Origin of the sequence: Microcystis sp. M061S2, from assembly GCF_020245605.1 — a bacterium.
Lineage (GTDB): Bacteria > Cyanobacteriota > Cyanobacteriia > Cyanobacteriales > Microcystaceae > Microcystis.
This window is the reverse complement of record NZ_JADBUP010000016.1, coordinates 22,535-45,151: the sequence shown is the minus strand read 5'-3', so window position 1 is coordinate 45,151 and position 22,617 is coordinate 22,535. Positions and strand designations below refer to the sequence as shown.

The 22,617-nt window shown below is 44.6% G+C and carries 20 protein-coding genes and 1 pseudogene; 16 read left to right on the top strand and 5 right to left on the bottom strand.

All coding sequences use genetic code 11. From position 1 onward, the window contains the following. Positions 1–294: 294 nt before the first annotated feature. The 11 genes and pseudogenes from IM475_RS02645 to ffh all read left to right on the top strand — a co-directional run bounded on the left by IM475_RS02645 (position 295) and on the right by ffh (position 11,775). Positions 295–1,002, top strand: coding sequence for an SIMPL domain-containing protein (locus tag IM475_RS02645; protein ID WP_004268195.1), 708 nt, complete (start codon positions 295–297; stop codon positions 1,000–1,002). 79 nt (positions 1,003–1,081) lie between these two features. After that, a complete protein-coding gene (locus IM475_RS02640; RefSeq protein ID WP_287726590.1) occupies positions 1,082–1,969 on the top strand; it encodes an alpha/beta fold hydrolase in 888 nt (295 codons plus the stop codon). Positions 1,970–2,011: 42 nt separating this feature from the next. Then, positions 2,012–2,386 carry a hypothetical protein gene (locus IM475_RS02635; RefSeq protein ID WP_016515882.1) on the top strand — a complete coding sequence of 125 codons (375 nt, stop codon included), beginning with the start codon at positions 2,012–2,014 and terminating at the stop codon, positions 2,384–2,386. Further along, on the top strand, positions 2,383–4,419 hold the full coding sequence (locus IM475_RS02630) for a type I restriction-modification system subunit M (RefSeq protein ID WP_287726589.1): 2,037 nt from the start codon (positions 2,383–2,385) through the stop codon (positions 4,417–4,419). Before IM475_RS02635 ends, IM475_RS02630 begins: the two co-directional genes overlap by 4 nt. 5 nt (positions 4,420–4,424) lie before the next feature. Continuing rightward, a pseudogene (locus IM475_RS02625) lies at positions 4,425–4,643 on the top strand (Uma2 family endonuclease); the annotation flags it as partial. 20 nt (positions 4,644–4,663) lie between these two features. Further along, the gene (locus IM475_RS02620) at positions 4,664–4,909 is read left to right on the top strand and encodes a hypothetical protein (protein WP_004268200.1); all 246 of its coding nucleotides are present in this window, start codon (positions 4,664–4,666) and stop codon (positions 4,907–4,909) included. 112 nt (positions 4,910–5,021) lie between these two features. Continuing rightward, entirely contained in the window at positions 5,022–5,240 is a 219-nt protein-coding gene (locus IM475_RS02615; protein WP_198285502.1) for a hypothetical protein, read from the top strand. After that, positions 5,237–5,644, top strand: coding sequence for a putative toxin-antitoxin system toxin component, PIN family (locus tag IM475_RS02610; protein WP_287726588.1), 408 nt, complete (start codon positions 5,237–5,239; stop codon positions 5,642–5,644). Before IM475_RS02615 ends, IM475_RS02610 begins: the two co-directional genes overlap by 4 nt. 21 nt (positions 5,645–5,665) lie before the next feature. Further along, complete coding sequence (locus tag IM475_RS02605; RefSeq protein ID WP_287726587.1) at positions 5,666–6,988, top strand: restriction endonuclease subunit S; 1,323 nt, start codon at positions 5,666–5,668, stop codon at positions 6,986–6,988. A gap of 262 nt (positions 6,989–7,250) precedes the next feature. Further along, complete coding sequence (locus IM475_RS02600) at positions 7,251–10,223, top strand: type I restriction endonuclease subunit R (RefSeq protein ID WP_287726586.1); 2,973 nt, start codon at positions 7,251–7,253, stop codon at positions 10,221–10,223. A gap of 115 nt (positions 10,224–10,338) precedes the next feature. Then, positions 10,339–11,775, top strand: coding sequence for a signal recognition particle protein (gene ffh, locus IM475_RS02595; RefSeq protein WP_287660607.1), 1,437 nt, complete (start codon positions 10,339–10,341; stop codon positions 11,773–11,775). A 3-nt stretch (positions 11,776–11,778) separates the two neighbouring features. Here the strand turns inward: ffh and thiL are convergent, their stop codons facing one another. Both thiL and IM475_RS02585 read right to left on the bottom strand, forming a co-directional pair. Then, positions 11,779–12,747: a thiamine-phosphate kinase gene (thiL, locus tag IM475_RS02590; protein WP_287726585.1), complete on the bottom strand. Its 969-nt coding sequence runs from the start codon at positions 12,745–12,747 to the stop codon at positions 11,779–11,781. A 39-nt stretch (positions 12,748–12,786) separates the two neighbouring features. Next, positions 12,787–13,458: an MBL fold metallo-hydrolase gene (locus IM475_RS02585; protein ID WP_287726584.1), complete on the bottom strand. Its 672-nt coding sequence runs from the start codon at positions 13,456–13,458 to the stop codon at positions 12,787–12,789. Between the two features lie 104 nt (positions 13,459–13,562). On the opposite strand from IM475_RS02585, the gene IM475_RS02580 reads away from it, so the two are divergent. The 3 genes from IM475_RS02580 (at position 13,563) to cax (ending at position 16,951) form a co-directional block, all read left to right on the top strand. Then, on the top strand, positions 13,563–15,047 hold the full coding sequence (locus IM475_RS02580; protein ID WP_287726583.1) for a site-2 protease family protein: 1,485 nt from the start codon (positions 13,563–13,565) through the stop codon (positions 15,045–15,047). A 155-nt stretch (positions 15,048–15,202) separates the two neighbouring features. Continuing rightward, positions 15,203–15,835 carry a YdcF family protein gene (locus IM475_RS02575; protein ID WP_287726582.1) on the top strand — a complete coding sequence of 211 codons (633 nt, stop codon included), beginning with the start codon at positions 15,203–15,205 and terminating at the stop codon, positions 15,833–15,835. A 27-nt stretch (positions 15,836–15,862) separates the two neighbouring features. Beyond that, positions 15,863–16,951, top strand: coding sequence for a calcium/proton exchanger (cax, locus tag IM475_RS02570; protein WP_287726581.1), 1,089 nt, complete (start codon positions 15,863–15,865; stop codon positions 16,949–16,951). 2 nt (positions 16,952–16,953) lie between these two features. Here the strand turns inward: cax and rsmG are convergent, their stop codons facing one another. Continuing rightward, positions 16,954–17,631: a 16S rRNA (guanine(527)-N(7))-methyltransferase RsmG gene (gene rsmG, locus IM475_RS02565; RefSeq protein WP_287726580.1), complete on the bottom strand. Its 678-nt coding sequence runs from the start codon at positions 17,629–17,631 to the stop codon at positions 16,954–16,956. 101 nt (positions 17,632–17,732) lie between these two features. Then, positions 17,733–18,380: an ABC transporter ATP-binding protein gene (locus IM475_RS02560; protein WP_287660600.1), complete on the bottom strand. Its 648-nt coding sequence runs from the start codon at positions 18,378–18,380 to the stop codon at positions 17,733–17,735. 85 nt (positions 18,381–18,465) lie between these two features. Here IM475_RS02560 and IM475_RS02555 point away from each other — a divergent pair, with 85 nt between their 5' ends. Then, positions 18,466–19,380 (top strand): Sll0314/Alr1548 family TPR repeat-containing protein, encoded by a 915-nt coding sequence (locus IM475_RS02555; protein ID WP_287660599.1) that lies wholly within the window; start codon positions 18,466–18,468, stop codon positions 19,378–19,380. Positions 19,381–19,613: 233 nt separating this feature from the next. Beyond that, positions 19,614–20,654, top strand: coding sequence for a fatty acid desaturase (locus IM475_RS02550; RefSeq protein ID WP_287726579.1), 1,041 nt, complete (start codon positions 19,614–19,616; stop codon positions 20,652–20,654). Between the two features lie 201 nt (positions 20,655–20,855). Here the strand turns inward: IM475_RS02550 and IM475_RS02545 are convergent, their stop codons facing one another. After that, positions 20,856–22,442: a serine/threonine-protein kinase gene (locus IM475_RS02545; protein WP_287726578.1), complete on the bottom strand. Its 1,587-nt coding sequence runs from the start codon at positions 22,440–22,442 to the stop codon at positions 20,856–20,858. Between the last annotated feature and the right edge of the window lie 175 nt (positions 22,443–22,617).

Sequence of the window (22,617 nt, the reverse complement as noted above, 5' to 3'; positions counted from 1 at the left end):
TGTTAGATCATAGCAAGTTTTGAGAATTTATCTTTTTAATCAACAGCACCAGTGTGCGAACCAATCGGCTCTCTTATTCTTTGTGTGACAAGTTTAACTTATATAATAGCGATCGGTCTTTGTGTTCTTTGTGTCTCTGTGGTTCTTCACACTCATTGCTTAAATGCCCCTTCTCAAGTTCCCAGAGCTTAGTCACCAATATTGCGAAAGTGACAGAAAAGGGATAATCTTCCACTCAATTGCCCAAAATAAAGGCTAGAATCGAAATATAGTATCGATCGCTACGGATTTTTCATGAATTACAGAAAATTTTGCTTGGCTTTTTTGCTGTCCCTTATCCTCATCAACACCGGATTAGTTATGCCTAGTTACGCAAACGAAAGAGAATTGAGGACAATTACCGTAACGGGAGAAGGGATAGAAAATATCGCCACTTCTCAAGCAATAGTGCGCTTAGGGGTAGAAATTCAAGGCAAAGAAGCGGGTAAGGTGCAGCGGGAAACCGCCAATCGTAGCGATGCGGTGGTTAAATTTCTCCGTTCCCGTCAAGTGGAAAAATTGGAAACCACCGGCATTAGTTTACAGCCCAATTACGACTTCAGCAACAATCAAAGACGTTTAATCGGTTATATCGGGGCTAATTTGATTAGTTTTCAGGTTGATATAGCCCAAGCGGGGATTTTAATCGATGAAGCGGTGAAAGTCGGGGCGACACGCATCGATGGGGTCAGTTTTACTGCTGGAGAATCAGCGATCGCAGCTGCCCAAAGAACCGCTCTCATCAAAGCCACGGAACAAGCTAGAGAACAGGCTACAATCGTGTTACAAGCCCTCGGTTTAGTGCCGAAAGAAACGGTTTCTATCCAAGTGGGTAATACCAGTAATCCCGTGCCAATAGCCCGCTCAGAAGCGGTTTTTCGGAGTGCCGATGCTGCCAGTAGCCCGGTTATCGGAGGGGAACAAACCCTGCGCGCTGCTGTCACCCTCGAAATTAGCTATTAACATCTGTAGCTAGAGACAACTAACTACACATATCTAACCACCTCTTGCCTGTTGCCTCATCAAACTTTCGCCCTCATCCGTGAATTATCCCAACTTTTTACCCAGTGTTAGCGAGGGATTGAGTGAAGATACCTCCCTTGCTCTCCTCGAAAATATCCAACAAATTGCCATCGATAGCCCCATCTATCCTCGATCGATTCTAACTACCTATAGTCAACAAGGGCAAGGTCAACCGCCCTTTGTTCTCCTGCACGGTTTTGATAGTTCCCTGCTGGAATTTCGGCGTTTACTACCCTTACTCGCTCAAAATAGGGAAACTTGGGCGATAGATCTGCTCGGCTTCGGTTTTACTGAGCGATACCCAGATTTACAAGTATCTCCGAAAACTATTAAAAGCCATCTTTACCATTTCTGGCAAACTGCGATCGCAGAACCGATAATTTTAGTCGGTGCTTCCATGGGGGGTGCAGTGGCCCTAGATTTTGCCCTCTCCTACCCGGAAATAGTGGCAAAATTAGTCCTGATTGACAGCGCAGGACTAGCTAACCCCCCAGTTTTGGGTAAATTGATGTTTTCTCCCCTCGATAAGTGGGCAACTAATTTTTTAGCCAATCCCCGCGTGCGTCAAAATATCAGTCGTACTGCCTATTTCGATGCAACTTTAGCCACTGTTGATGCTTGCACCTGTGCCAATCTGCACCTGAATTGTCCCCACTGGAGTGAGGCTTTAATCTCCTTTACCAAAAGTGGCGGTTATGGGGCATTTTTACCGAAATTAAGCCAAATAAACCGAGAAACTCTGATTATTTGGGGAGAAAACGATCAAATTTTAGGCACAAAAGACGCGAAGATATTTCAGCAGGCCTTACCCAATAATCAACTGGTCTGGATTCCTCGCTGTGGTCATGTTCCCCATCTCGAAAAACCGGAACTTACCGCGGCCGCGATAGTTAAATTTGCGAACTAAAAACTTATAATAGGATTATTTGACCCTATAGTGCCAACTTTTATGAAATTTTTGCCGATCGCTCTCGCTACATTCAGCCTTCTGAGTTTATCTGTCAATATTCCCCCTACCGTAGCCACACAACAGCTTTTTTGTCGAGGCCGCATGAATAACGGTTGGTCCTATTCAGCAGAATTTATCAATGGACGTTTTGAGCGCATTCGCTGGACGCGCTCCGGTCAACCTCCCCAAGTTTCTAGCCTTAGTTTTAAAAATACCAACAACAAAGGACAGCCGATTTATCGCGGCAGTTTATTCGCCGCAGTCAGTGTCACTCTGATAGACTTATCCAAAGGAGATGTCCGTCCCGGTTCGCAAATTTCCGTGGGAGTGGAAGAATGGGGTTGGTCGCGGGGAAACTGCGGTCTTAACAGATGAACAACTTCGGTGACAAGGTAAGTTTTATTTGGAGTATCGCGGATTTAATCCGCGACACCTTTAAGCGCGGCAAATATCAAGATGTCATCTTGCCTTTCACCGTGCTGCGTCGCCTCGACTGTGTGTTAGAGCCGACCAAAGAGGAGGTCTTAGCAGCCTACCACCAGTACAAAGACAAGCTCGACAATCTCGACCCCCTCCTCTGCAAAAAATCAGGATTTGCCTTCTATAACAGTTGTCCCTACGACTTCGAGAAACTCCTCGATGATCCCAAACAGTTGGCCGCTAACCTCAAGCTCTACATCAACAGTTTTAGCGGCAATATGCGCGAGGTGTTAGAGAAGTTCGACTTTGCCAACACCATCGACAAGCTGGAACAATCAGACCTGCTCTTTCTCGTCACCGAGCGGTTTCAGAACATCGATTTACACCCCGATAAGGTTTCTAACCTAGAGATGGGATACATCTTTGAGGAACTCATCCGCAAGTTTAACGAAGCTCTCGATGAAAATCCGGGGGAACACTTCACACCCCGGGAAGTGATTCAGTTAATGGTTAACCTCATCTTCTCCCCGGACAAAACACAGTTAAGCCAAGAGTATATCACCCGCAGCGTTTACGATCCCTGCTGCGGTTCCGGGGGAATGTTGACCATTGCCAAGGATCGGATTTTGGAACTCAACCCCAAGGCCCAGGTGTTTCTCTTTGGCCAGGAAGTCAACCCGGAGACCTTTGCTATGTGTAAATCCGACCTCTACATGAAAAGTGTGGACGGTAAGGACGCTGAAAATATCAAGTTTGGCAGCACCCTTTCCCAGGACCAGCACAGTGACAAAACCTTTGACTATCTCCTGGCCAATCCACCCTACGGCAAGGACTGGAAGCGAGATAAGGAGGCAGTGGAGACAGAGGCACAAAAAGCGGGCAGCCGATTTTCAGCAGGAACACCCCGCATCAGTGACGGACAACTTCTTTTTCTACAGCACATGATTGCACGCATGAAGCCGGAGACCCAAGGAGGCAGCCGCGTGGCGATTGTTATGAACGGTTCGCCATTGTTTACCGGGGATGCAGGAAGTGGGGAGAGCGAGATCCGGCGCTGGATTTTGGAAAATGACTGGCTCGAAGCAATCATCGCTCTGCCGAATGACCTATTTTATAACACCGGCATTGCCACATATATCTGGGTATTGACCAACCACAAGGCTGCTGAGAGAAGAGGTAAGGTGCAGCTGATTAATGCCTCCGAGTTTTGGCTGCCGATGCGGAAGAGTCTTGGCAGCAAGCGCCGGGAGATTAGTTCCCAGCATATTCGGGAGATAACTGAAATTTTCCAGAGTTTTCAACCCTCGGAAGTGAGTAAGATTTTTGATAGGGAAGATTTCGGCTACCGCAAGATTACCGTAGAGCGTCCCTTGAGGCTCAATTTTCAGGCATCACCGGAGCGGATTGAGCGATTGAAAGAGCAGAGCGCGTTTGCTAGTCTGGCAGTAAGCAAGAAGAAAAGTGATGAAATGAAGGGGATCGAGGAACAGGCCGGCAAGGAACAACAAAGGCTGATTTTAGACATTCTTAATAGTTTTCCCGATACTTTATATCAGGATCGAGGGGAATTTGAGAAGGTGCTAAAGAAAGCGATGAAAACCAAGGGAATAACGGTCGCACCAGCAGTTTATAAGGCGATTCTTTCGGCTCTTTCTGAGCGGGACGAATCGGCTAATATTTGTCTGGATAAACAGGGTAATCCCGAACCGGATACAGATTTAAGAGATACGGAAAATGTACCACTTAAACAGGATATTAATGACTATTTCGATCGAGAAGTTCTCCCCCATGTAACCGATGCTTGGATTAGTGACACGGTGCGCGATATTAGGGACGGTGCGCTCGGAAAGGTGGGGTATGAGATTAATTTTAATCGCTATTTTTATAAGTATCAGCCACCGCGAACTTTAGAGGCAATTGAAGCTGATATTAAGGAAGTGGAAGGGGAGATTTTAGCCATGTTAACAAGTCTAGAGGAGAGAATTTGAGGATGACCCTACGAGAGAAGATGCGGTAGTATTTAGAAAATGGCTTACAATTAGGATGGTTAATCGATCCGAAAAGTAAAACCGTTGAGATTTATCGAGCTAATCAAGAGGTGGAAGTTCTGCACAATCCTACCCATTTATCAGGTGAGAATATTCTAACTGATTTTGTTTTAGATTTGGACGATCCCCCCCACCCCCCTTCAAAAGGGGGGAGAAGCAAATAAAATAAAAAAGAGGTGTCAAAATGCCAGTAATTAAATTACGCTCTCATATCGGCGAAGATGGGATGTTACATTTAGATATTCCCCCTGAGTTTAAAGGTCAGGAAGTGGATGTAACGGTAACTGTTGAACCTATTACAGAGGAGAAAACCAAAACAAAGGAAACCTTATCTCAAGCAAGGGAAAGATTTGCTAAAGTGCGAGAACATTTTCAAGGAAGAAATTTTTTGGATAGCACAGAATTATTAAGAGAGGATAGACAAAGGTGACGAGTTTTGTTGTTGATGCTAATGTAGCTATCAAATGGGTGTTAACAGAAATTTATACAGATAACGGTTCTCGCTTATTAAGTCCCCAGTGATGAATATCTATCAGAAAACCTTGGTCATTCAAGATCCTAATCAGCTTGTTTTGTCTGATTTACCTTTTCAAAAAGGTCAGCAAGTGGAAGTAATGATTATTGCCAAAAATTATGACAGGGAAGCTCTAGCTAATAAGTTACGAGATTTCTTTAAAGAAGTCCAAGCTTTACACGCTGACAATCCTTTGACTGAAGAGGAAATTGAAGCTGAAATTGAGGATTATAGAAGAGGAAAATGAAGGTTGTAATCGATACTAATGTTCTTATTTTCGCCGCAATAGCTGACAGAAACCCGGAAAAAATAATTCTCTTTATAGTATCTAACCCAGATTTTTACTGGATAGTATCACCGGATATTTTAGCAGAATATAGAGAGGTTTTATCCCGAAAACGGTTAAAGCTAACTAATGAGCAGAAACAATACTGGTTGACTCTTACAAGTGCCGTTACTTTTGTCGTCGATATTAATTTAGAAATTGATTTCCCCAGAGATAGAAAAGATGCTAAGTTTTTAGCCTGTGGAATTATTAATAATGCTGATTACTTTATTACAGGAGACAAGGACTTTGATGAAGTTAAAAATCTAGGCCATACCAAGATTATTTCAGTTTCTCTTTTTCAGACAAAATATCAAATAAAATAGTAACCTAAGAGCTAGAGTAATATGATGACAAAAAAATGGCAGCCTTATCCTACTTATAAGGATTCTGGAGTTGAATGGTTGGGTGCAATTCCAGAACATTGGGAAAATTGGAAAATTAGTCATGCGTTTCAAAAAATAGGAAGTGGCACAACCCCTTCTACTAATAGATATGATTATTACGATGGTGATGTTCCTTGGATTAATACATCAGAGTTAAGAGAAAATATAATTACTGATACCAGTGTAAAAATAACTAACAAAGCATTACTAGATAATTCTGTTTTAAATCTATACTCTCCGGGTACGTTGCTGATAGCTATGTATGGAGCAACAATCGGGAGATTAGGTATTCTTGGAATAACCGCTTGTACTAATCAAGCTTGTTGTGCTTTAGCAAATCCAATATTATTGGATACAAAGTTTGTGTTTTATTGGCTCTGGATGAGGAGAAATGAGTTGATAATCTTATCCTCTGGAGGAGGACAGCCTAACATAAATCAAGAAAAGATTCGTTCTATTAAAATTCCTGCTCCCCCCCTTCCGGAACAACAAAAAATCGCCGAATTTCTCGACCAAGAAACCAGCAAAATTGATAAACTAATCACCAAGAAAGAGCGCTTAATCGAACTCCTTAAAGAGAAGCGCACCGCACTGATTAGCCATGCAGTCACCAAAGGACTTAACCCAGATGTTCCGATGAAGGATTCTGGGGTTGAATGGTTGGGTGAAATTCCAGAACATTGGGAGGTGAAGCGGCTTAAATTCTTAACTCGTCAAATAATTGATGGTACTCACTTTACACCTACTTATGCTGTTGAAGGAGTTCCTTTTTTAAGGGTAACAGATATTCAAGAATCTGTTATTAATTTTGAACAAGTCAAACTTATTCCTGAAAGTGAGCATAAAGAACTTATTAAGAGATGTAATCCCGAAAAAGGTGATCTATTACTTTCAAAAAATGGAACAATTGGTGTTCCTAGAATAGTTGATTGGAATCATAAATTTAGCATTTTTGTCAGTTTATGTCTTATTAAAGTTAGAAAATTATTGTCAGTTCATTACTCTTATTACTTTTTCTTGAGTCATGAAATTAAAAGTCAGATGAGTTATGGTACTAAGACAAATACAGTAATGAATCTACATTTGGATAAAATTAGGGAGTTTATCTTTACCTTTCCCCCCCTTCCCGAACAACAAAAAATCGCCCAATTCCTAGACCGAGAAACCAGCAAAATTGACAACCTAATCACCAAAACCCGCACCAGTATTGACCATCTCAAAGAATATCGCACCGCGTTAATTTCAGCCGCCGTTACTGGTAAAATAGACGTGAGGGAACATTAAAGCCATGCACATTATAACTCGCAAGCCTTTAAACGAATTTGCGGAGAGATAACCATAAATATCGATCTTTGTGTCCTCTGTGTCTCTGTGGTTCTTTCCACTCACGGTTGCTGGCTCTCCTATTGATAATAGCGATCGATCTTTGTGTCCTCTGTGTCTCTGTGGTTCTTTCCACTCTTGCCTCGTCTCAACAAGCAACTTAAATCACGAACAGCTTAACATCTAAGTAGGGCATAATATTGACAATCAGCAGTCTAAAGACATGATAGACACCTCCGAGAAAAACTTTGAAGCCACCATCGAAGCAAGCCTCCTCAACAGCGGCTACCAGCGCCGCAGCTCCAAAGATTATGAGCGCTCACTTTGCCTCATACCCGAAGATGTCCTTAACTTCATCCAAACCAGCCAACCTCAAGAGTGGCAGAAATTCCAAACCCAGTACGGTGACGACGCAAACACCCAACTCCTCAAACAGCTTGCCGAAGTCATCAAGAATCGGGGAACCTTAGAAGTCCTCAGAAAAGGCATCAAAGCCAACAGCTGCCGCTTCCAACTCGCCTACTTCCAACCCCCCAGCAGTCTCAATCCGGAAACCCAAAAACTCTACCAGACCAACTGCTTTAGTGTCCTTAGACAACTGTACTACAGCCAGAAAAATCCCCTCAACAGCATCGATATTGTCCTCTTTCTTAACGGTTTACCCATCTTCACCGCCGAACTAAAAAACCCTTTTACAGGGCAAAACGTCCAACAAGCGATTAAACAATATCAAGAAGATCGAGATCCGAGAGAGCCACTCCTCAAGTTTGGCCTATGTCTCTCCCACTTTGCCGTTGACTCGGATCTGGTCTATGTCACCACTCACCTCCAGGGCCATGAAACCCGCTTCCTACCCTTCAACCCCGGAAAGACTGGCGTAGCGGCAAACCCAGACCCTACCAAATTCCGCAGCGCCTACCTGTGGGAGCAAATCTGGCGGCAGGATAGCTTCCTTGACCTAATCCAGAACTTTATCACCCTCGAGGAAGAAAAAGACGACAAGGACAGAAAAACAGGAGTAAAGAGCCTCATCTTTCCCCGCTACCATCAATTAGATGCCGTGCGCCGTTTGCTGGCCGATGCCAAGGCCGAAGGGACAGGAAAATCCTACCTTATCCAACACAGTGCCGGCAGTGGCAAGAGTAATTCAATAGCATGGCTGGCCCACGGACTTGTCAGCTTGCACGATGATCATAATACCCGCGTTTTTGACTCTATCATCGTCATCACCGACCGCCGTATATTGGATCAGCAACTACAGGCCACTATTCGCCAGTTTGAAAAGACCTCTGGGGTGGTGGAAAACATCGACAAAACCTCGCGGCAACTCAAAGAGGCCCTAGAGTCCGGGAAAAATATCATCGTCACCACCCTGCAAAAATTCTCCGTCATCGTCGATCAAATCCAGTCCCTTTCTGGGCAGCGCTTCGCAGTAATCATCGATGAGGCCCATTCCTCCCAGACCGGAGAAAGTACCAAAAAACTCAAAAGCGTCCTCACCGCCACCAGCCTAGAAGCGGCCGCCGCCGAGGAAGGGGGAGAAGAGGAGGATTTAGAAGATGGGATCGTCTCTGATACAAAAAAACGGGGAAAAATTGCTAATTTGAGTTATTTTGCTTTTACCGCCACGCCGAAACCCAAAACCCTAGAAGTATTCGGCACCAGACAACCGGACGGCAGCTTTGCTCCCTTTAGCCTCTATTCCATGGCTCAGGCGATTGAGGAAGGCTTTATTCTCGACGTGCTGGAGAACTATACCACCTACAAGACCTATTTTAATCTGCTCAAAACCATCGAAGATGACCCCCACTATGATCGCGCCAGGACCGCCTCGCTGCTGCGCCACTTCGTCGATTTACACGAACACACCATTAAGCAGAAAGTGGCCATCATTGTCGAACACTTCCATGAGCAGGTGGCCCATCAGGTACAAGGCAAGGCCAAGGCCATGATTATCACGCGATCGCGTCTCCATGCCGTGCGGTACAAGTTGGCCCTAGACCGCTATCTCAAGGAAAAAGACTATCCCTATCAGTCCCTAGTCGCCTTTACTGGGACAGTTAGAGACGGAGAAGACTTCACCGAAACCAACATGAATAGCGCCTCCTCAGGTAGTCATATCCCTGACAAAGCCACCGCAGACACCTTTCAACAAGCTCCCTACCGCTTTCTCGTCGTTGCCAACAAATTCCAGACCGGTTTTGACCAACCCCTCCTAGGCGCGATGTACATCGATAAGAAATTAGCCGGGGTTAACGCTGTCCAGACCCTCTCCCGTCTCAACCGCATCCACTCCCACAAAACCGGGACTCTGGTGCTGGACTTCGCCAACGAGGCCGATGAGATCGAAGCAGCCTTTAAAGATTACTACGACTGCACCATCTTGACGGAAGCCACCGACCCCAACCGGCTCTATAAAATCCAAGCACAGCTTGACGACTATCACTTTTACCAAGACTCGGACATCGATAGCTTCGCGCAGATATTCTTTCACCCCCAAGGAACCCAGGCCAAGCTTCATGGCAGCCTCGACCCCGTCCTCGACCGTTACCTAGAAGCTTCTGAGGAGGAAAAAGTCGGTTTTCGCGGTAAACTACAAGAATTTATCCGACTTTATGGCTTTGTCTCTCAATTACTCTCCATACCTGCTGCAGACTTAGAGAAGTTCTATGAATTTTCCCGCCACTTAATCTGCAAACTTCCCACCTCCCCAGAGGCCCTTCCTTTGCCTATTCAACAAAGTATCGAACTAAACTCCTACCGCATCCAAGAGACCCACAGGGGCAAAATTGAACTAAAACGGAGTGTCCCGGAAAGTACTAGGGTTTATTCTCCCGGCACGGGCCAACCCCCCACCAAAAAGATAGAACCCCTCTCGAAAATCATTGAAGAAATTAATCGACGATTTGGTACTGATTTCAGTGAGGATGAGCGAGTTTTTATCGAACACCTTGAAACTAAACTGGATGACAGCGCACCCCTGAAAGCGAGCCTTAAGATCAATACTCCCGAAAATGTTAAACTAGCCTTTGATATCCTGGCATCCGACATCATGCAGGACATGGTGGAAATCAACTTCAGCTTTTATAAAAAGTTCACTGACGACCTTGAATTTAAGGCCCTGCTCCTCGGTTTTCTCTTTAATCGATTCCTGCAGCGATCGAATACTTCCGAAGCTAAGACAGACTCAGTTTAACATTCGATCGAACTTTCCCACCCTATGCCAGTCCGAGACCAATGACAGGGTAAGGGGGGTCTTCCCCTGACATTTGAGATAAAATCGATCTAGTTAAAAATTTAATTCCGAAACTATGTTCGACGCACTGGCCGACCGCTTAGAAGACGCATGGAAAAAATTACGAGGTCAAGATAAAATCTCCTCGGCCAATATACAAGAAACCCTCAAAGAAGTCCGGCGGGCTTTATTAGAAGCAGATGTTAACCTACAGGTAGTCAAGGGATTTATTGCTGAGGTCGAGAAACAAGCCCTCGGCGCTGAAGTGATTTCCGGAGTCAATCCCGGTCAGCAATTTATCAAAATTGTCTATGATGAATTAGTCAAAATTATGGGGGAAAGCAACGTTCCCCTAGCTCAGGCCGATAAACCCCCCACCGTAATTTTAATGGCCGGGTTGCAAGGGACAGGAAAAACCACCGCCACCGCCAAATTAGCCCTATATCTCCGCAAACAGTCCAAAAGCTGCCTGATGGTGGCCACCGATGTTTACCGTCCGGCGGCCATTGACCAATTAATCACCCTCGGTAAACAGATAAATGTTCCCGTCTTCGAGATGGGTTCTCAGGCTAATCCTGTCGATATCGCCCGTCAAGGTGTGGAAAAAGCCAAAGAATTGGGCGTAGATACCGTTATCATCGACACCGCCGGTCGTTTGCAGATAGACACCCAGATGATGGGCGAACTAGCACAAATCAAGAAAATTGTCAAGCCCGACGACACTTTATTAGTGGTGGATGCCATGACCGGTCAGGAAGCGGCCAGTCTTACCCACACTTTTCACCAACAAATTGGCATCACGGGGGCAATTCTTACTAAACTTGATGGCGATACTCGCGGTGGGGCGGCCCTATCAGTGCGGCAAATATCGGGACAACCGATTAAATTTGTTGGGGTTGGGGAAAAAGTAGAAGCTTTAGAGCCATTTTATCCCGATCGCCTTGCCAGTCGCATCCTCAATATGGGTGATGTCCTGACCCTAGTGGAAAAAGCTCAGGAACAGTTAGACCTAGAAGACGCGGCCAAAATGCAGGCCAAGATTTTAGAGGCTAAGTTTGATTTTAATGACTTCCTCAAACAGATGCGGCTGTTAAAAAATATGGGTTCCCTGGGGGGAGTCTTGAAGTTAATCCCCGGTCTGGGCAAACTGAGCGGGACAGACATCGAAAAGGGCGAAAAAGAGTTAAAACGCACGGAAGCGATGATTAATTCCATGACCACGGAGGAACGCGCTAACCCCGATTTATTGGCTAAGTCTCCTAATCGTCGTCGTCGCATTGCCAAAGGTTCGGGACATCCGGAAACAGAAGTTAACAAACTAATTACTAATTTCACCAGAATGCGATCGATGATGCAACAGATGGGACAGGGACAAATGCCCGCTATGCCTGGGATGCCTGGGATGGGTGGCGGAATGTTTGGGGGTGGCAATCAACCGGGGTTCCGCGGTCAGGGTGGCAGCCCGAAAAAACCGAAGAAAATCAAGAAAAAGAAAGGTTTTGGCGATTTATAGAGGCTAAAAATGTTGAAATCCACAGCTTAAACTTAGGTTTCTACCGTCGGCTAATTTTATCTCTCTCCCCGGGACAATTTGACCGATTATCGCCCCCTCTTCCCCCACTTTCTCCAGCAATTCTCTGGCACTGTCCGGGGGCAAACACAAAACTAACTCAAAATCTTCACCGCCGTATAAAGCCCATTCTAGAGCTTTTTCGGCTCCTACATATTCTTTCAGGGTTGGATGCAGGGGAATCCTCTCGATTTCAGCACCAACCCCACTACAGCGACAAATTTGGATGATAGCATCTGCTAACCCGTCACTGCTATCCATGCCGGCGATGGGAAATTGCTTGACAATTTTTTGTAAATGTGGTATGCAATCAAGTCTCGGTCGCGGCCGTTGATGAGCTTGGATTAATCGCTTTTTTTGGGCGGAATTTAAATTCCTGCCGGTTTCAGGGTGAAAGAGTAACTCTAATCCGGCCCGCGATAAACCGTGATAACCAGTAATAACGATACTATCGCCAACTTTTGCGTTAAAACGTCTAATTTCTTCATTTTTTGCCACTTGTCCCAGGGCAGTGATACTGATGTTAATCTCCCTGGCCCGACAGACATCGCCACCGACGATCGCCGTCTGATATACTTGCAGACAAGAGCTAAGACCCCGATAGAGTCCTTCTAGCCAATCGATGGCTAGATCGGGAGTTAAAGCCAATCCTACCGTAATTCCCAGGGGTTCTGCCCCCATAGCCGCTAAATCGGATAAATTAGCCGCCGCCGCTCGCCAGCCCACATCTTCCGGAGAGGTAGTAAGATCGCTAAAGTGGACGTTATTAACTAAAACATCAGTGGTGACGACGAGAGAGTAACCATCCTTGAGGGATAAAATCGCCCCATCATCACCGATAATCTCCGCAGGACAATATTTTTGCAGAATCGGTAGCAATCCCTGTTCACCCAAGTCTTTAACGGTTAAATTCATAATTTCTGGGAATTGAACGATACAGCTTCTAAAAAGTCTTTAGTTAAGAGGATTGGCGCTGATTTTTTCGTAGGCACTATCGATAATTCCCCGACCGCGCAAAAAGCCGGTATTAGCTCCCGGACAAAGATAAGAGAGGGTTTCCGGACTAAAACGGTCTAAAATGTCCTTTTGCGATCGCAATTGCCGCGGCCAGTGGAAAGTTTTCGCGGTCTGTAGGGGTTGCGGTTGACCCTTAGTGTCGGGGAGAAGATGACGACCGGTAAATAAAACCCCCCCGTGATGGTGCCAGTAGAGACAGCAGGAGCCGGGAGAATGGCCAGGAGTCCAAAAACCGCTACAAGTGGGAGATAACTGGATTTGCTGCTGAAAAACGGTAATTTGACGGTGAGGAAGCAGATAAGCTTCCTGTTCCTGTAGAATAATCTCACAATCAAGCCAACTTTGCAGAGAATCGCTCTGTTTACCCTGACCCCCGCGATGGGTAAAAAATAAGTAACGGACCCCTTTTTCTCGCAGAAAATCCCGCTCGCTCTCCTCACAGCTAGGACAATCCACCAGAATATTGCCGGTATTTTCTACAATAAGATAAGAGGTTCCCCCTAGGGTTTCCCGATTAGGGGAGAAAGCGTATAAACCTTCTAGAATTAATCGAGGGGGTTTTGTGGTTTTGCTAACCTCTAAAGGAGACGATTCGGTTTCCGATCGCATGGTTTGCCTATCCAAATCACAATCAATGCGGTTTACAATTTAGCACGATCGATGACCGGGCCGGCTGAAATTAGCCGCTTTTTATTCAAGAGAAAAGAGCCGATATGGAAATGTGGTTGTTATTAGGGATTCTTGGTGGTTTCACTTATTTTATCGTCAAGCGTAGCGTGGCCAAAATCACGACGACACCAATATGGTTAATTTGGTTAGTCCTGATGACTCCGGCTCTTATTTGGACCGGCTGGACGTTAATCTATGGACAGGATACCCCCATGCCGGCATTTTTGCTCATCGGTCCTTTTGTGATCTGCCCTTTTTTGTATTGGTGGCTAGTACAGAAGGGTCGAGTTACTCCCCAAGAAAGCCCCCCATCATCACCGAAACAAGCGAATTTAGTCCTAGAAAATATTGATAATCATGCACCTAAAAATGATTTAAAACCGATCACTGCCGAAGAGGAAAAATCCCTACGAGATTGTTTTCCTTGGGGTATTTATTATCTGCAAAATATCGATTATCGTCCCCAAGCAATTCTCTGTCGGGGCAAATTGCGAGCAGTTCCCGAAGAAGCTTATCAAGTGATTAAAAACAATGTGGAAAAGGTTTTTGGAGATCGCTTTTTATTGCTTTTCCAAGAAAGTTTTCAGGGACAACCTTTTTTCGCTCTTGTGGCTAATCCCTGGCAGCAAAAAACAGAAACTATAGAAACTGAAAAAGTTACTCGCCCCTTTCTTGCCCTGGGTTTATTGTTATTAACTCTCTTAACTACCACGGTCATCGGTGCGGGATTAAGTGGCATTACCACCCAACAATTAGAAAATAATTCTAGTTTATTATTGCAAGGTTTACCCTACAGTTTGGGCTTAATTGCTATTTTAGGACTGCACGAATTCAGTCATTATTTTACAGCAGTTAAATATAAAATCAAAACTACTTTGCCCTATTTTATCCCCATTCCTTTCTTCCTAGGCACCTTCGGGGCTTTTATTCAAATGAGATCGCCTGTACCCACCCGCAAAGCTTTATTTGATGTGGCGGTGGCCGGTCCTTTGGGGGGTATAATTATCGCTATTCCTCTACTGTTTTGGGGGTTGTCCCTCTCGGAAATAGTTCCCCTAACTAATCAAAGCAGTTTATTAAATTTTCAGTCCTTAAATCCACAGTTTTCTTTTCTCTTGTCTATCGTAGCTAAACTAGCCTTCGGCAGTGATTTAATCGCAGGAAAAGCCGTCCATTTACATCCTTTAGCGGTGGCCGGTTATGTGGGAATTATCGTTACAGCCCTAAATTTAATGCCCGTGGGTCAATTGGATGGTGGTCATATTGTTCACGCCATGTATGGACAGAAAACCGCCATAATTATCGGTCAATTAACTCGATTATTCATGTTTATTTTAGCCCTAGTGCAACCAGATTTTTTACTCTGGGCGATTATTCTCTTATTAATGCCAGTCAGCGATCAACCTGCTTTAAATGATGTGACGGAATTGGATAATAAACGAGATTTATTAGGTCTATTTTCCCTGGCTTTGTTATTAAGTATTTTGCTGCCCCTTCCCGAAGCGGTGGCCCGTTGGTGGGGGATGTAAGCAACCGCATCAATCAACCTGAGTTCCGGAAAAATTATCGGTCAGTTGGGGAATAAAATCCCTATCTCCTACGTCAATGTGAGTTCGATGACTCACCCTCAATCACTTTAATCCACAAAGCTGAAGGCTGACAACCGATCACCGATCACTGATATATGGTTCTCAAGGCTAATTCTCGCAGAAAAAAGCGAGTTTCCCCGCAAGGGAAGTTAGGCAAATCTAGGTTAAAATTGCTGGCTATTCCGCTAATTTTGGCGAGTTTAGGCTGGTTATACCACGATTTGCGTCAGCAGTGGCTAAAACCGGAAGCGATTTTTGTTTTGGGAGGTCATGCCGATCGAGAACGTTTTGCGGCAAAATTGGCTAAGGAATCTCCCGATCTACCGATTTGGGTGTCTTCCGGTAGTCCGCGACGATATGTGAAAAAGATTTTTAAAAAAGCGGGAATTCCTCTAGAACGTCTCCATCTCGATTACAATGCGCGAGATACTGTCACTAACTTTACTAGCCTAGCCGATCAACTGAAAGCCGAAGGTATTGATAGTGTCTATCTAGTCACTTCCGATAATCACATGAGAAGGGCGCAATTAGTGGGAGAAATTGTTTTTGGTAGTCGCGGAATCGTGATTAAACCAGTGACTGTTCCCTCCCAATCACCCCCCGAACCCCTAGAAAAGTCCCTCAGAGACGGTTTTAGGGCAATATTATGGATAATAACCGGTTCTACTGGGGAATTTTGGCTAGAATCCGATTCTAGTCCCCCTCAGTTCCCAACCCGATCAAAATAAAATTATCTTGACAAAATTACCCACTTTATGTTAAACAAAAACACCATTTTCGCCATCTTATTAATTTTTGTGCCGCTATCGATCGCCGGTTCCCTGTTACACTGGGGCGGAACGGTAGTTTTTATCACCGCTTGTCTAGCCATTATCCCCCTAGCGGCCTACATGGGGGAAGCCACCGAAGCAATTGCGGTGGTGGTTGGGCCAAATATTGGCGGTTTGATGAATGCCACCTTTGGCAATGCCACAGAATTAATTCTCGCCTATGTCGCTTTGCGGGAAGGTTTTATCGATGTGGTAAAAGCGACGATTACTGGCTCAATTATCGGTAATTTACTCTTAGTTATGGGATTATCGATGTTTTTAGGCGGTTTACGCTTCAAAGAACAGGAATTTCAACCGATAACCGCTCGTTTAAATGCCTCAGCCATGAATTTAGCGGTGGTGGCGATTCTTTTACCCACTGCCGTGGAATTTACCTCCACGGGAGTCGGGGAAGCAGTCCTGCAACGTCTATCCGTGGCCGTGGCAGCGGTGTTAATTTTCGTCTATGGTTTAAGTCTCTTATTCTCCATGAAAACCCACACCTATCTCTACGATGTCGGGGTTGCCGGTATCGAGGAGGAAAGCACTGGAGAAAGCACCGCAAGGCCGAAAATCTGGTTTTGGTCTTTGATTTTATTGATCGTTACCATCGCCGTGGCCGTAGAATCGGAGTTATTGGTGGCATCCCTAGAGGAGGCTACGGAACAGCTAGGTTTAACGGCACTGTTTACGGGGGTGATTCTTTTGCCTATTATCGGTAATGCGGCCGAACACGCTACGGCCGTCACCGTCGCCCTTAAGAATAAAATGGATCTATCGGTATCTGTGGCCGTCGGTTCCAGTATGCAGATCGCCCTGTTTGTGGCTCCGGTTTTGGTTATCATGGGTTATATTATCGGTCAGCCCATGGATCTCAATTTTAATCCCTTTGAGTTGGTAGCAGTGGCTGTAGCGGTGTGGTTGGCTAATTCGATTAGTAGTGATGGGCGATCAAATTGGTTAGAGGGAATGTTACTCTTAGCTACCTATGCTATCCTCGCCTTGGCTTTCTTTTTTCATCCTCTCACTGCTTAAAGTTATTTCTTGGAGATATATAGACAATGACGGATGCTTTGGCTTAAGGGAGTGGTAAAACTGGCAATTTCGAGGATTTTACCGCCAGCTTTCCCTAGATTCTCCTCTAAACTTAAACTATCCTCCGACGACCACTGACCACGATAGAGAATAGCGATTCCAGTCTTTTTCAGGAAAGGCAAAGCATAGTTAACACAGATATCCACATTAGCAACCGCTCGCAAACAGACGATATCGTAAGCACAGTTATGTTTAAGGTTTTTCCCGACGATTTCCGCCCGACCTAAACGAGTTTTCGTGTTATTTAACTCTAATTTGTCAATAACTTCTTCAAGAAAATTAATCTTTTTTTGGGTGGAATCCAAGAGAGTCACCGACCAATGGGGATATGCGATCGCAATTGGCAGCCCCGGAAACCCGGCCCCGGTCCCCAAATCAATGACTGATAGGGATTTTGTCAATAGATCTGGCTGGGATTTTTGTAACCAAGCTAAACCCGATAAAGAATCCCAAAGATGTTTTTCCCAAAACTCCTCTGGTTGGGTAATTCGGGTGAGATTAAAACGTTGATTACCCTCTAAAATCAACTCATAAAGTTGTTGAAATCGCGCTTGTTGGACCCCATCGGGTTGCCATTCTAGGGTTTCTTGCCAAAGGTCAAATAATTCAGGAAGGATCATTAATTCAGTTATCAGTTATCAGTAATCAGTTATCAGTCATCAGTCATCAGGTATGAGGGGAGTGGGGAAATTTCAACTAAAAACCCCAAAACCCGAAAACCTCAACTATCTGTTTTTTCATTTTTCACTTCCCTCAAATGTCCTTGTTCAATTTTCCAGTGACGGTCAGCAATGGGGAGTAATTCCCCAGCATCGTGACTAACTACTAATAAAGTCCAGTGTTGTTTGAGACTAGCGAGAAGTTTGGCCAATTGACGACGCATAGACCAATCTAAACCGGCCGTAGGTTCATCGAGAAGTAACAGATTCGGCTGCCGGATTAACTGGACAGCGAGAGATAAACGACGCTGTTGACCTCCACTAAGATTGTGGGGAGAAGTATCCAGAGGAATATTTTCTAATCCTACCTCCTTTAAGGCCGCCGTTAGGCGATCGCTTTTAATTTCTGGATGACCGAGACGCAACTCCTCAAGGATGGTTTTACCGCAAAAATGACGTTCGGGAAACTGAAAAACGATTCCTCCTAATTGTTGCAGGTGCAGCACCGTTAATTCTTGGTCGCGCCAGTGAATTGTCCCTCCTGTTTTATCAGCAAAGCCTGCTAGAATTTCCAAAAGAGTCGTTTTTCCGGAACCACTGGGGCCAACAATCAGACCTAATTCTTGGGGGGCTAATTCGAGATTAATCCCCTGTAAAATGGGATTGAGAGCAGCGGGAGGATGATAAACCACATCTTTGAGATAAAGCATTGACAGGAAAATAACTGGAAATTAAGTCTAGAAACTCGTTTCTATTGTGACAGATTTTTTCATTCGCTCAAGGAGACTTTTGACCATGGTGCTGAGGTTAGGTTTAACGAAAAAAATGGCGATCGGTGCTTCCCTGGCTGTTATGGTAATGGTTAACTGGATTGGTCCCGGGTTAGCCGGAGATCCTTTCCGCAAAACCAATCCCCGACCGATTGGTGATAAGACCGAGGCCGCTTTTAACGCTATTTTTAAACAAGGTAACTATCTAGAGGCAAAAAAATTAATTGTTGAGGCCACAGAAAAGGAACCCCAAGAACCTTTGTCCCATGCTATGCGGGCCTCTCTTGCTTTTACCGACCAGGATTGGAACACCCTAAAAACCTACTCCGAGAAGACTAAGGCAGCGGCCAAGCAAATGCAGGCCAGCGACCCTTTAAGGGGAAATTTATATCTAGCGGTGGGGAGTTTTTTAGAGGGAACCTACGTTTTTCAAACCGAAGGAGCAGTATCGGCTATCCCCAGATTACAACAGGTGTTTCAGTATTTGGAAACCGCAGAAAAGGTTAATCCTACGGATCCGGAATTGAACCTGTTAAAGGGTTATATGGATTTGATTTTAGCGGTTAATCTGCCCTTTTCTAGTCCCCAAGAGGCAATTGAAAGGCTAGAAACCTACGGAAGTCCTGATTACTTGGTCGATCGAGGTATAGCTCTAGCTTACCGGGATTTAAAGCAGTATGATCAGGCTTTGCGGTTTATCGATAACGCTCTGGAAGCGACCCCCGATAATCCAGAATTAATGTATCTGAAGGGTCAAATCCTGAGAATTCAAGGCAATACGGATAAAAATACTGGCTCTTTGAAACTGGCATTGGATTACTTTAATAATGCCCTGAAAAAACAGGAACAACTCCCCGAATCGGTCAAAAAACAGTTAAATCGCGAACACCGTAAGGTACAAGAGGAGATTAAATCCCTAGAAAACACGGCTAATCGTTGAAAAAAGCCTATTATCGGTTATCAGCTTCTGAAGGCAAAAGGCAAATTTTGCCAAAACAGAAAATCCCCTCTTATGTTATATAAAGTAAAGGATTATTAAGCTTCGCGGAAGTTTATTAATTAAAGTTAAAAATATATTGACAAAAAAATTGGCTTGTGGTAAGGAGCATAATTTAGCCAAACCTCCTAGCTGATTTCTTGTCAAGGGTTCACCTAAGTGTAATTGGAGATTTCATGACGGCAACGACGGATAAATTGCATGGGGAGTTGATCACCTCGATCGAGCCAGACTTTAAACTGAAAGATATTATTAAAACCATTCCCAAAGAATATTTCCAGAAAGACCCAGTTAAAGCTTGGTTTGGTGTGATTGCGAATATTTTGGCGGTCATTGCGGGTTATGCAATGGTAGTTTATTCTCCCTGGTATTTACTGCCTTTAGCTTGGATTTTCACTGGTACAGCTTTAACGGGATTTTTTGTGATCGCCCATGATTGCGGTCATCGGTCTTTTTCTAATCGACCCTGGGTTAATGATCTTGTCGGTCATATTTTCCTGTTACCGCTTATCTATCCCTTCCACTGCTGGCGTTTCCTGCACGATCGCCATCATGCTAAAACTAACATGGTAACTATAGATAATGCTTGGGATCCGTGGGAATTAGAAGCTTTTAACTCGGCCAATCCCTTAGTGCGTCTCTTTTATCGCGGCATCCGCGGACGTTTCTGGTGGCTTGGTTCGATCGCCCACTGGGCTATTCTACACTTCAACATCGAACAATTCAAGGAGAACGAACGGGAAAAAGCCCGCTTTTCGATGATTGTCGTCCTAGTTTTTGCCGCTATTTTTTTCCCAACCCTAATTTTCTACACTGGTGTCTGGGGATTGGTTAAATTTTGGGTGGTGCCTTGGTTTGTCTATCATTTTTGGATGAGTACCTTTACCCTTGTCCATCACACAGACCCCGATATTCAATTTTACTATCCCGAAGAGTGGAATCAAGCTTTAGCGCAACTAGAAGGGACAGTTCACTGTAGCTATCCCCGTTGGGTAGAAATTCTCTGTCACGATATTAATGTCCATATCCCCCATCATATCTCGACGGCGATTCCTTCCTATAACCTCCGCAAAGTTCACGCTAGTCTCAAAGAAAATTGGGGTAGTCACCTAAAAGAAACTGAGTTTTCTTGGGGATTGATGAAGCGAATCGTTGATTATTGCCATATTTTCGACTCCGAAACCGCCTACAAAACCTTTAAGGAAAGTCGCGGTTAAATCAGTTATCAGTGATCAGTTATCAGTTATCAGTGGGTAAGTTATCAGTGATCAGATTTGAGTTTTAAGTGACAGTATTAAATCGAAGTTTCCTACTGTCTTTTCACTGATTACTGATTACTGTTTACTGGCCACTGTTTACTGATCACTGAAAAAAGCTCCCTGCTCCCCAATTCATAATTCATAATTCATAAGGAAAGATTACCAGGAACCGCGTTTACCATTGGGCATAACTGTTAACCAATTAGTTTTTGCTAGGGCGATTTGTTCTTGATTTACTTGGGCATCAGAGAGATTAGCCCCGCAAAGATTAGCGTTTTTGAGATGAGCGTGGCGAAGATTGGCTCCAGTGAGATTCGCCCCGCGCAAATCGGACTCTTCCAGGTCTGCATAACCGAGATAGGCATTATTTAAATTGGTATTTTTGAGAATCGCTTGACTGAGATTAGCCCGGCCCAAATCCGCATTGGACAGATCCGCCCCTTGTAAATTAGTTCCTGTTAATTTGGATTGAAAGAAATTTACCCGCAAAAGTTGTACTTTAGACAGATTGAGATTCGATAATTCCTCCTGGGCAAAATTGCGCCGGCCGTTATTGTAAGCATCGAGAATCGCTTTTTCATCTAAGCGGCGTTTTCTCTTCGGTAAGGTTATATCTGGGCTGCTGTGGTCTTTGTTTTTAGATTGTATATTTGTATTGGTTGTTGAAAAGGCCATCTGCGCCCCCGGCAGATTATCTGGAGAGGCCTCTGGATTTTTATTTTTGGAGCGAAATTTAGAGTTGAGAGTGCCAGAAACTGAGGAAGTGACTATTTGACCTGAATCTTGTGGTGGTTTCCGGGAAGTAACCATTGGAGCCGCGATTAAACTTTGGGCTAGACTATCGGCATAAGCGGTCATGTCTAAAGCATCCATTACCTCTTGGGCGGATTTGTAGCGATGATGGACGGAGACTTCCAGCATTGTTTTCAGGACTTTAGCAAACTGGGGACTCACCTTGACTAATTTTTCCCAGAGTAATTCACCTGTATTGATATCAACTTCGATAGTCTTAGGAGATCTGCCCGTGAGTAGATAGATACAGGTAACTCCCACAGCATAGATATCACTAGCATAGACCGGACGCATGGCCATCTGTTCGGGAGGGGCAAAACCTTGGGTACCCACGGCAAAATTAGTCAAAGCGTCTTGAGAATTGACATTGGCAATAACACTGTTAACTTGATTTTTGACAGCCCCAAAGTCAATCAGAACCAATTTTCGATCCGTGTGCCGAAGAATTAGGTTAGCGGGTTTGATATCCCGATGAATTACCTTTTGTTTGTGGATATATTTCAAAATCGGCAACAGTTCACTTAAAAACTGTTTGACTCCCGCTTCGCTAAACGGTCCGCGTTTTTTTACCTCTTGGTAGAGGTTATGACCTTTAACGTATTCCTGAACTAGATAAAACTGTTGATTATCTTCAAAATAGTCCAATAATCGGGGAACCTGCGGATGAACCCCCAGTTTTCCCAGGGTTTCCGCTTCTCGCTCAAAAAGTTCCTTGGACATCTGAAAAATATTAGCATCATCACTGCAAGGTCGCAGTTGTTTGACCACACATAGGGGGGTACCTGGTAGGGACAAATCCGATGAGACAAAGGTTGCCCCAAACCCTCCTTTCCCTAAAATGCCTAGGATCTGATAGCGGTTGTGGAGAAGAAGTTTTGAACCGCAACTCTCGCAGATTAACGCTGTTGGGGCGTTTTTCGGTTGAGGACAGTCGGGATTAAGGCAGTAGGTCATATAGAGTCACCAGTTGACCAATACTTTTTTGCTAAGACAGTTCAAAAATGCACCCTCAGAGATTCTCCTCAAGAGGAGGTATCTCCGAAAGTCCAAAACCAGAGGCCTGAAACATTCAAAGCGCCTGTAACGCCTTTTAGTGTCATTGCTTAGTTAACGCAGAGGCAACTTATCA

Bases quoted from the DNA above. Each gene is read 5' to 3' on its own strand.
- IM475_RS02645 (WP_004268195.1), top strand. From the start codon at position 295: ATGAATTACAGAAAATTTTGCTTGGCTTTTTTGCTGTCCCTTATCCTC.
- IM475_RS02635 (WP_016515882.1), top strand. From the start codon at position 2,012: ATGAAATTTTTGCCGATCGCTCTCGCTACATTCAGCCTTCTGAGTTTA.
- IM475_RS02630 (WP_287726589.1), top strand. From the start codon at position 2,383: ATGAACAACTTCGGTGACAAGGTAAGTTTTATTTGGAGTATCGCGGAT.
- IM475_RS02620 (WP_004268200.1), top strand. From the start codon at position 4,664: ATGCCAGTAATTAAATTACGCTCTCATATCGGCGAAGATGGGATGTTA.
- IM475_RS02610 (WP_287726588.1), top strand. From the start codon at position 5,237: ATGAAGGTTGTAATCGATACTAATGTTCTTATTTTCGCCGCAATAGCT.
- IM475_RS02605 (WP_287726587.1), top strand. From the start codon at position 5,666: ATGATGACAAAAAAATGGCAGCCTTATCCTACTTATAAGGATTCTGGA.
- IM475_RS02600 (WP_287726586.1), top strand. From the start codon at position 7,251: ATGATAGACACCTCCGAGAAAAACTTTGAAGCCACCATCGAAGCAAGC.
- ffh (WP_287660607.1), top strand. From the start codon at position 10,339: ATGTTCGACGCACTGGCCGACCGCTTAGAAGACGCATGGAAAAAATTA.
- thiL (WP_287726585.1), bottom strand. From the start codon at position 12,747: ATGAATTTAACCGTTAAAGACTTGGGTGAACAGGGATTGCTACCGATT.
- IM475_RS02585 (WP_287726584.1), bottom strand. From the start codon at position 13,458: ATGCGATCGGAAACCGAATCGTCTCCTTTAGAGGTTAGCAAAACCACA.
- IM475_RS02580 (WP_287726583.1), top strand. From the start codon at position 13,563: ATGGAAATGTGGTTGTTATTAGGGATTCTTGGTGGTTTCACTTATTTT.
- IM475_RS02575 (WP_287726582.1), top strand. From the start codon at position 15,203: ATGGTTCTCAAGGCTAATTCTCGCAGAAAAAAGCGAGTTTCCCCGCAA.
- cax (WP_287726581.1), top strand. From the start codon at position 15,863: ATGTTAAACAAAAACACCATTTTCGCCATCTTATTAATTTTTGTGCCG.
- rsmG (WP_287726580.1), bottom strand. From the start codon at position 17,631: ATGATCCTTCCTGAATTATTTGACCTTTGGCAAGAAACCCTAGAATGG.
- IM475_RS02560 (WP_287660600.1), bottom strand. From the start codon at position 18,380: ATGCTTTATCTCAAAGATGTGGTTTATCATCCTCCCGCTGCTCTCAAT.
- IM475_RS02555 (WP_287660599.1), top strand. From the start codon at position 18,466: ATGGTGCTGAGGTTAGGTTTAACGAAAAAAATGGCGATCGGTGCTTCC.
- IM475_RS02550 (WP_287726579.1), top strand. From the start codon at position 19,614: ATGACGGCAACGACGGATAAATTGCATGGGGAGTTGATCACCTCGATC.
- IM475_RS02545 (WP_287726578.1), bottom strand. From the start codon at position 22,442: ATGACCTACTGCCTTAATCCCGACTGTCCTCAACCGAAAAACGCCCCA.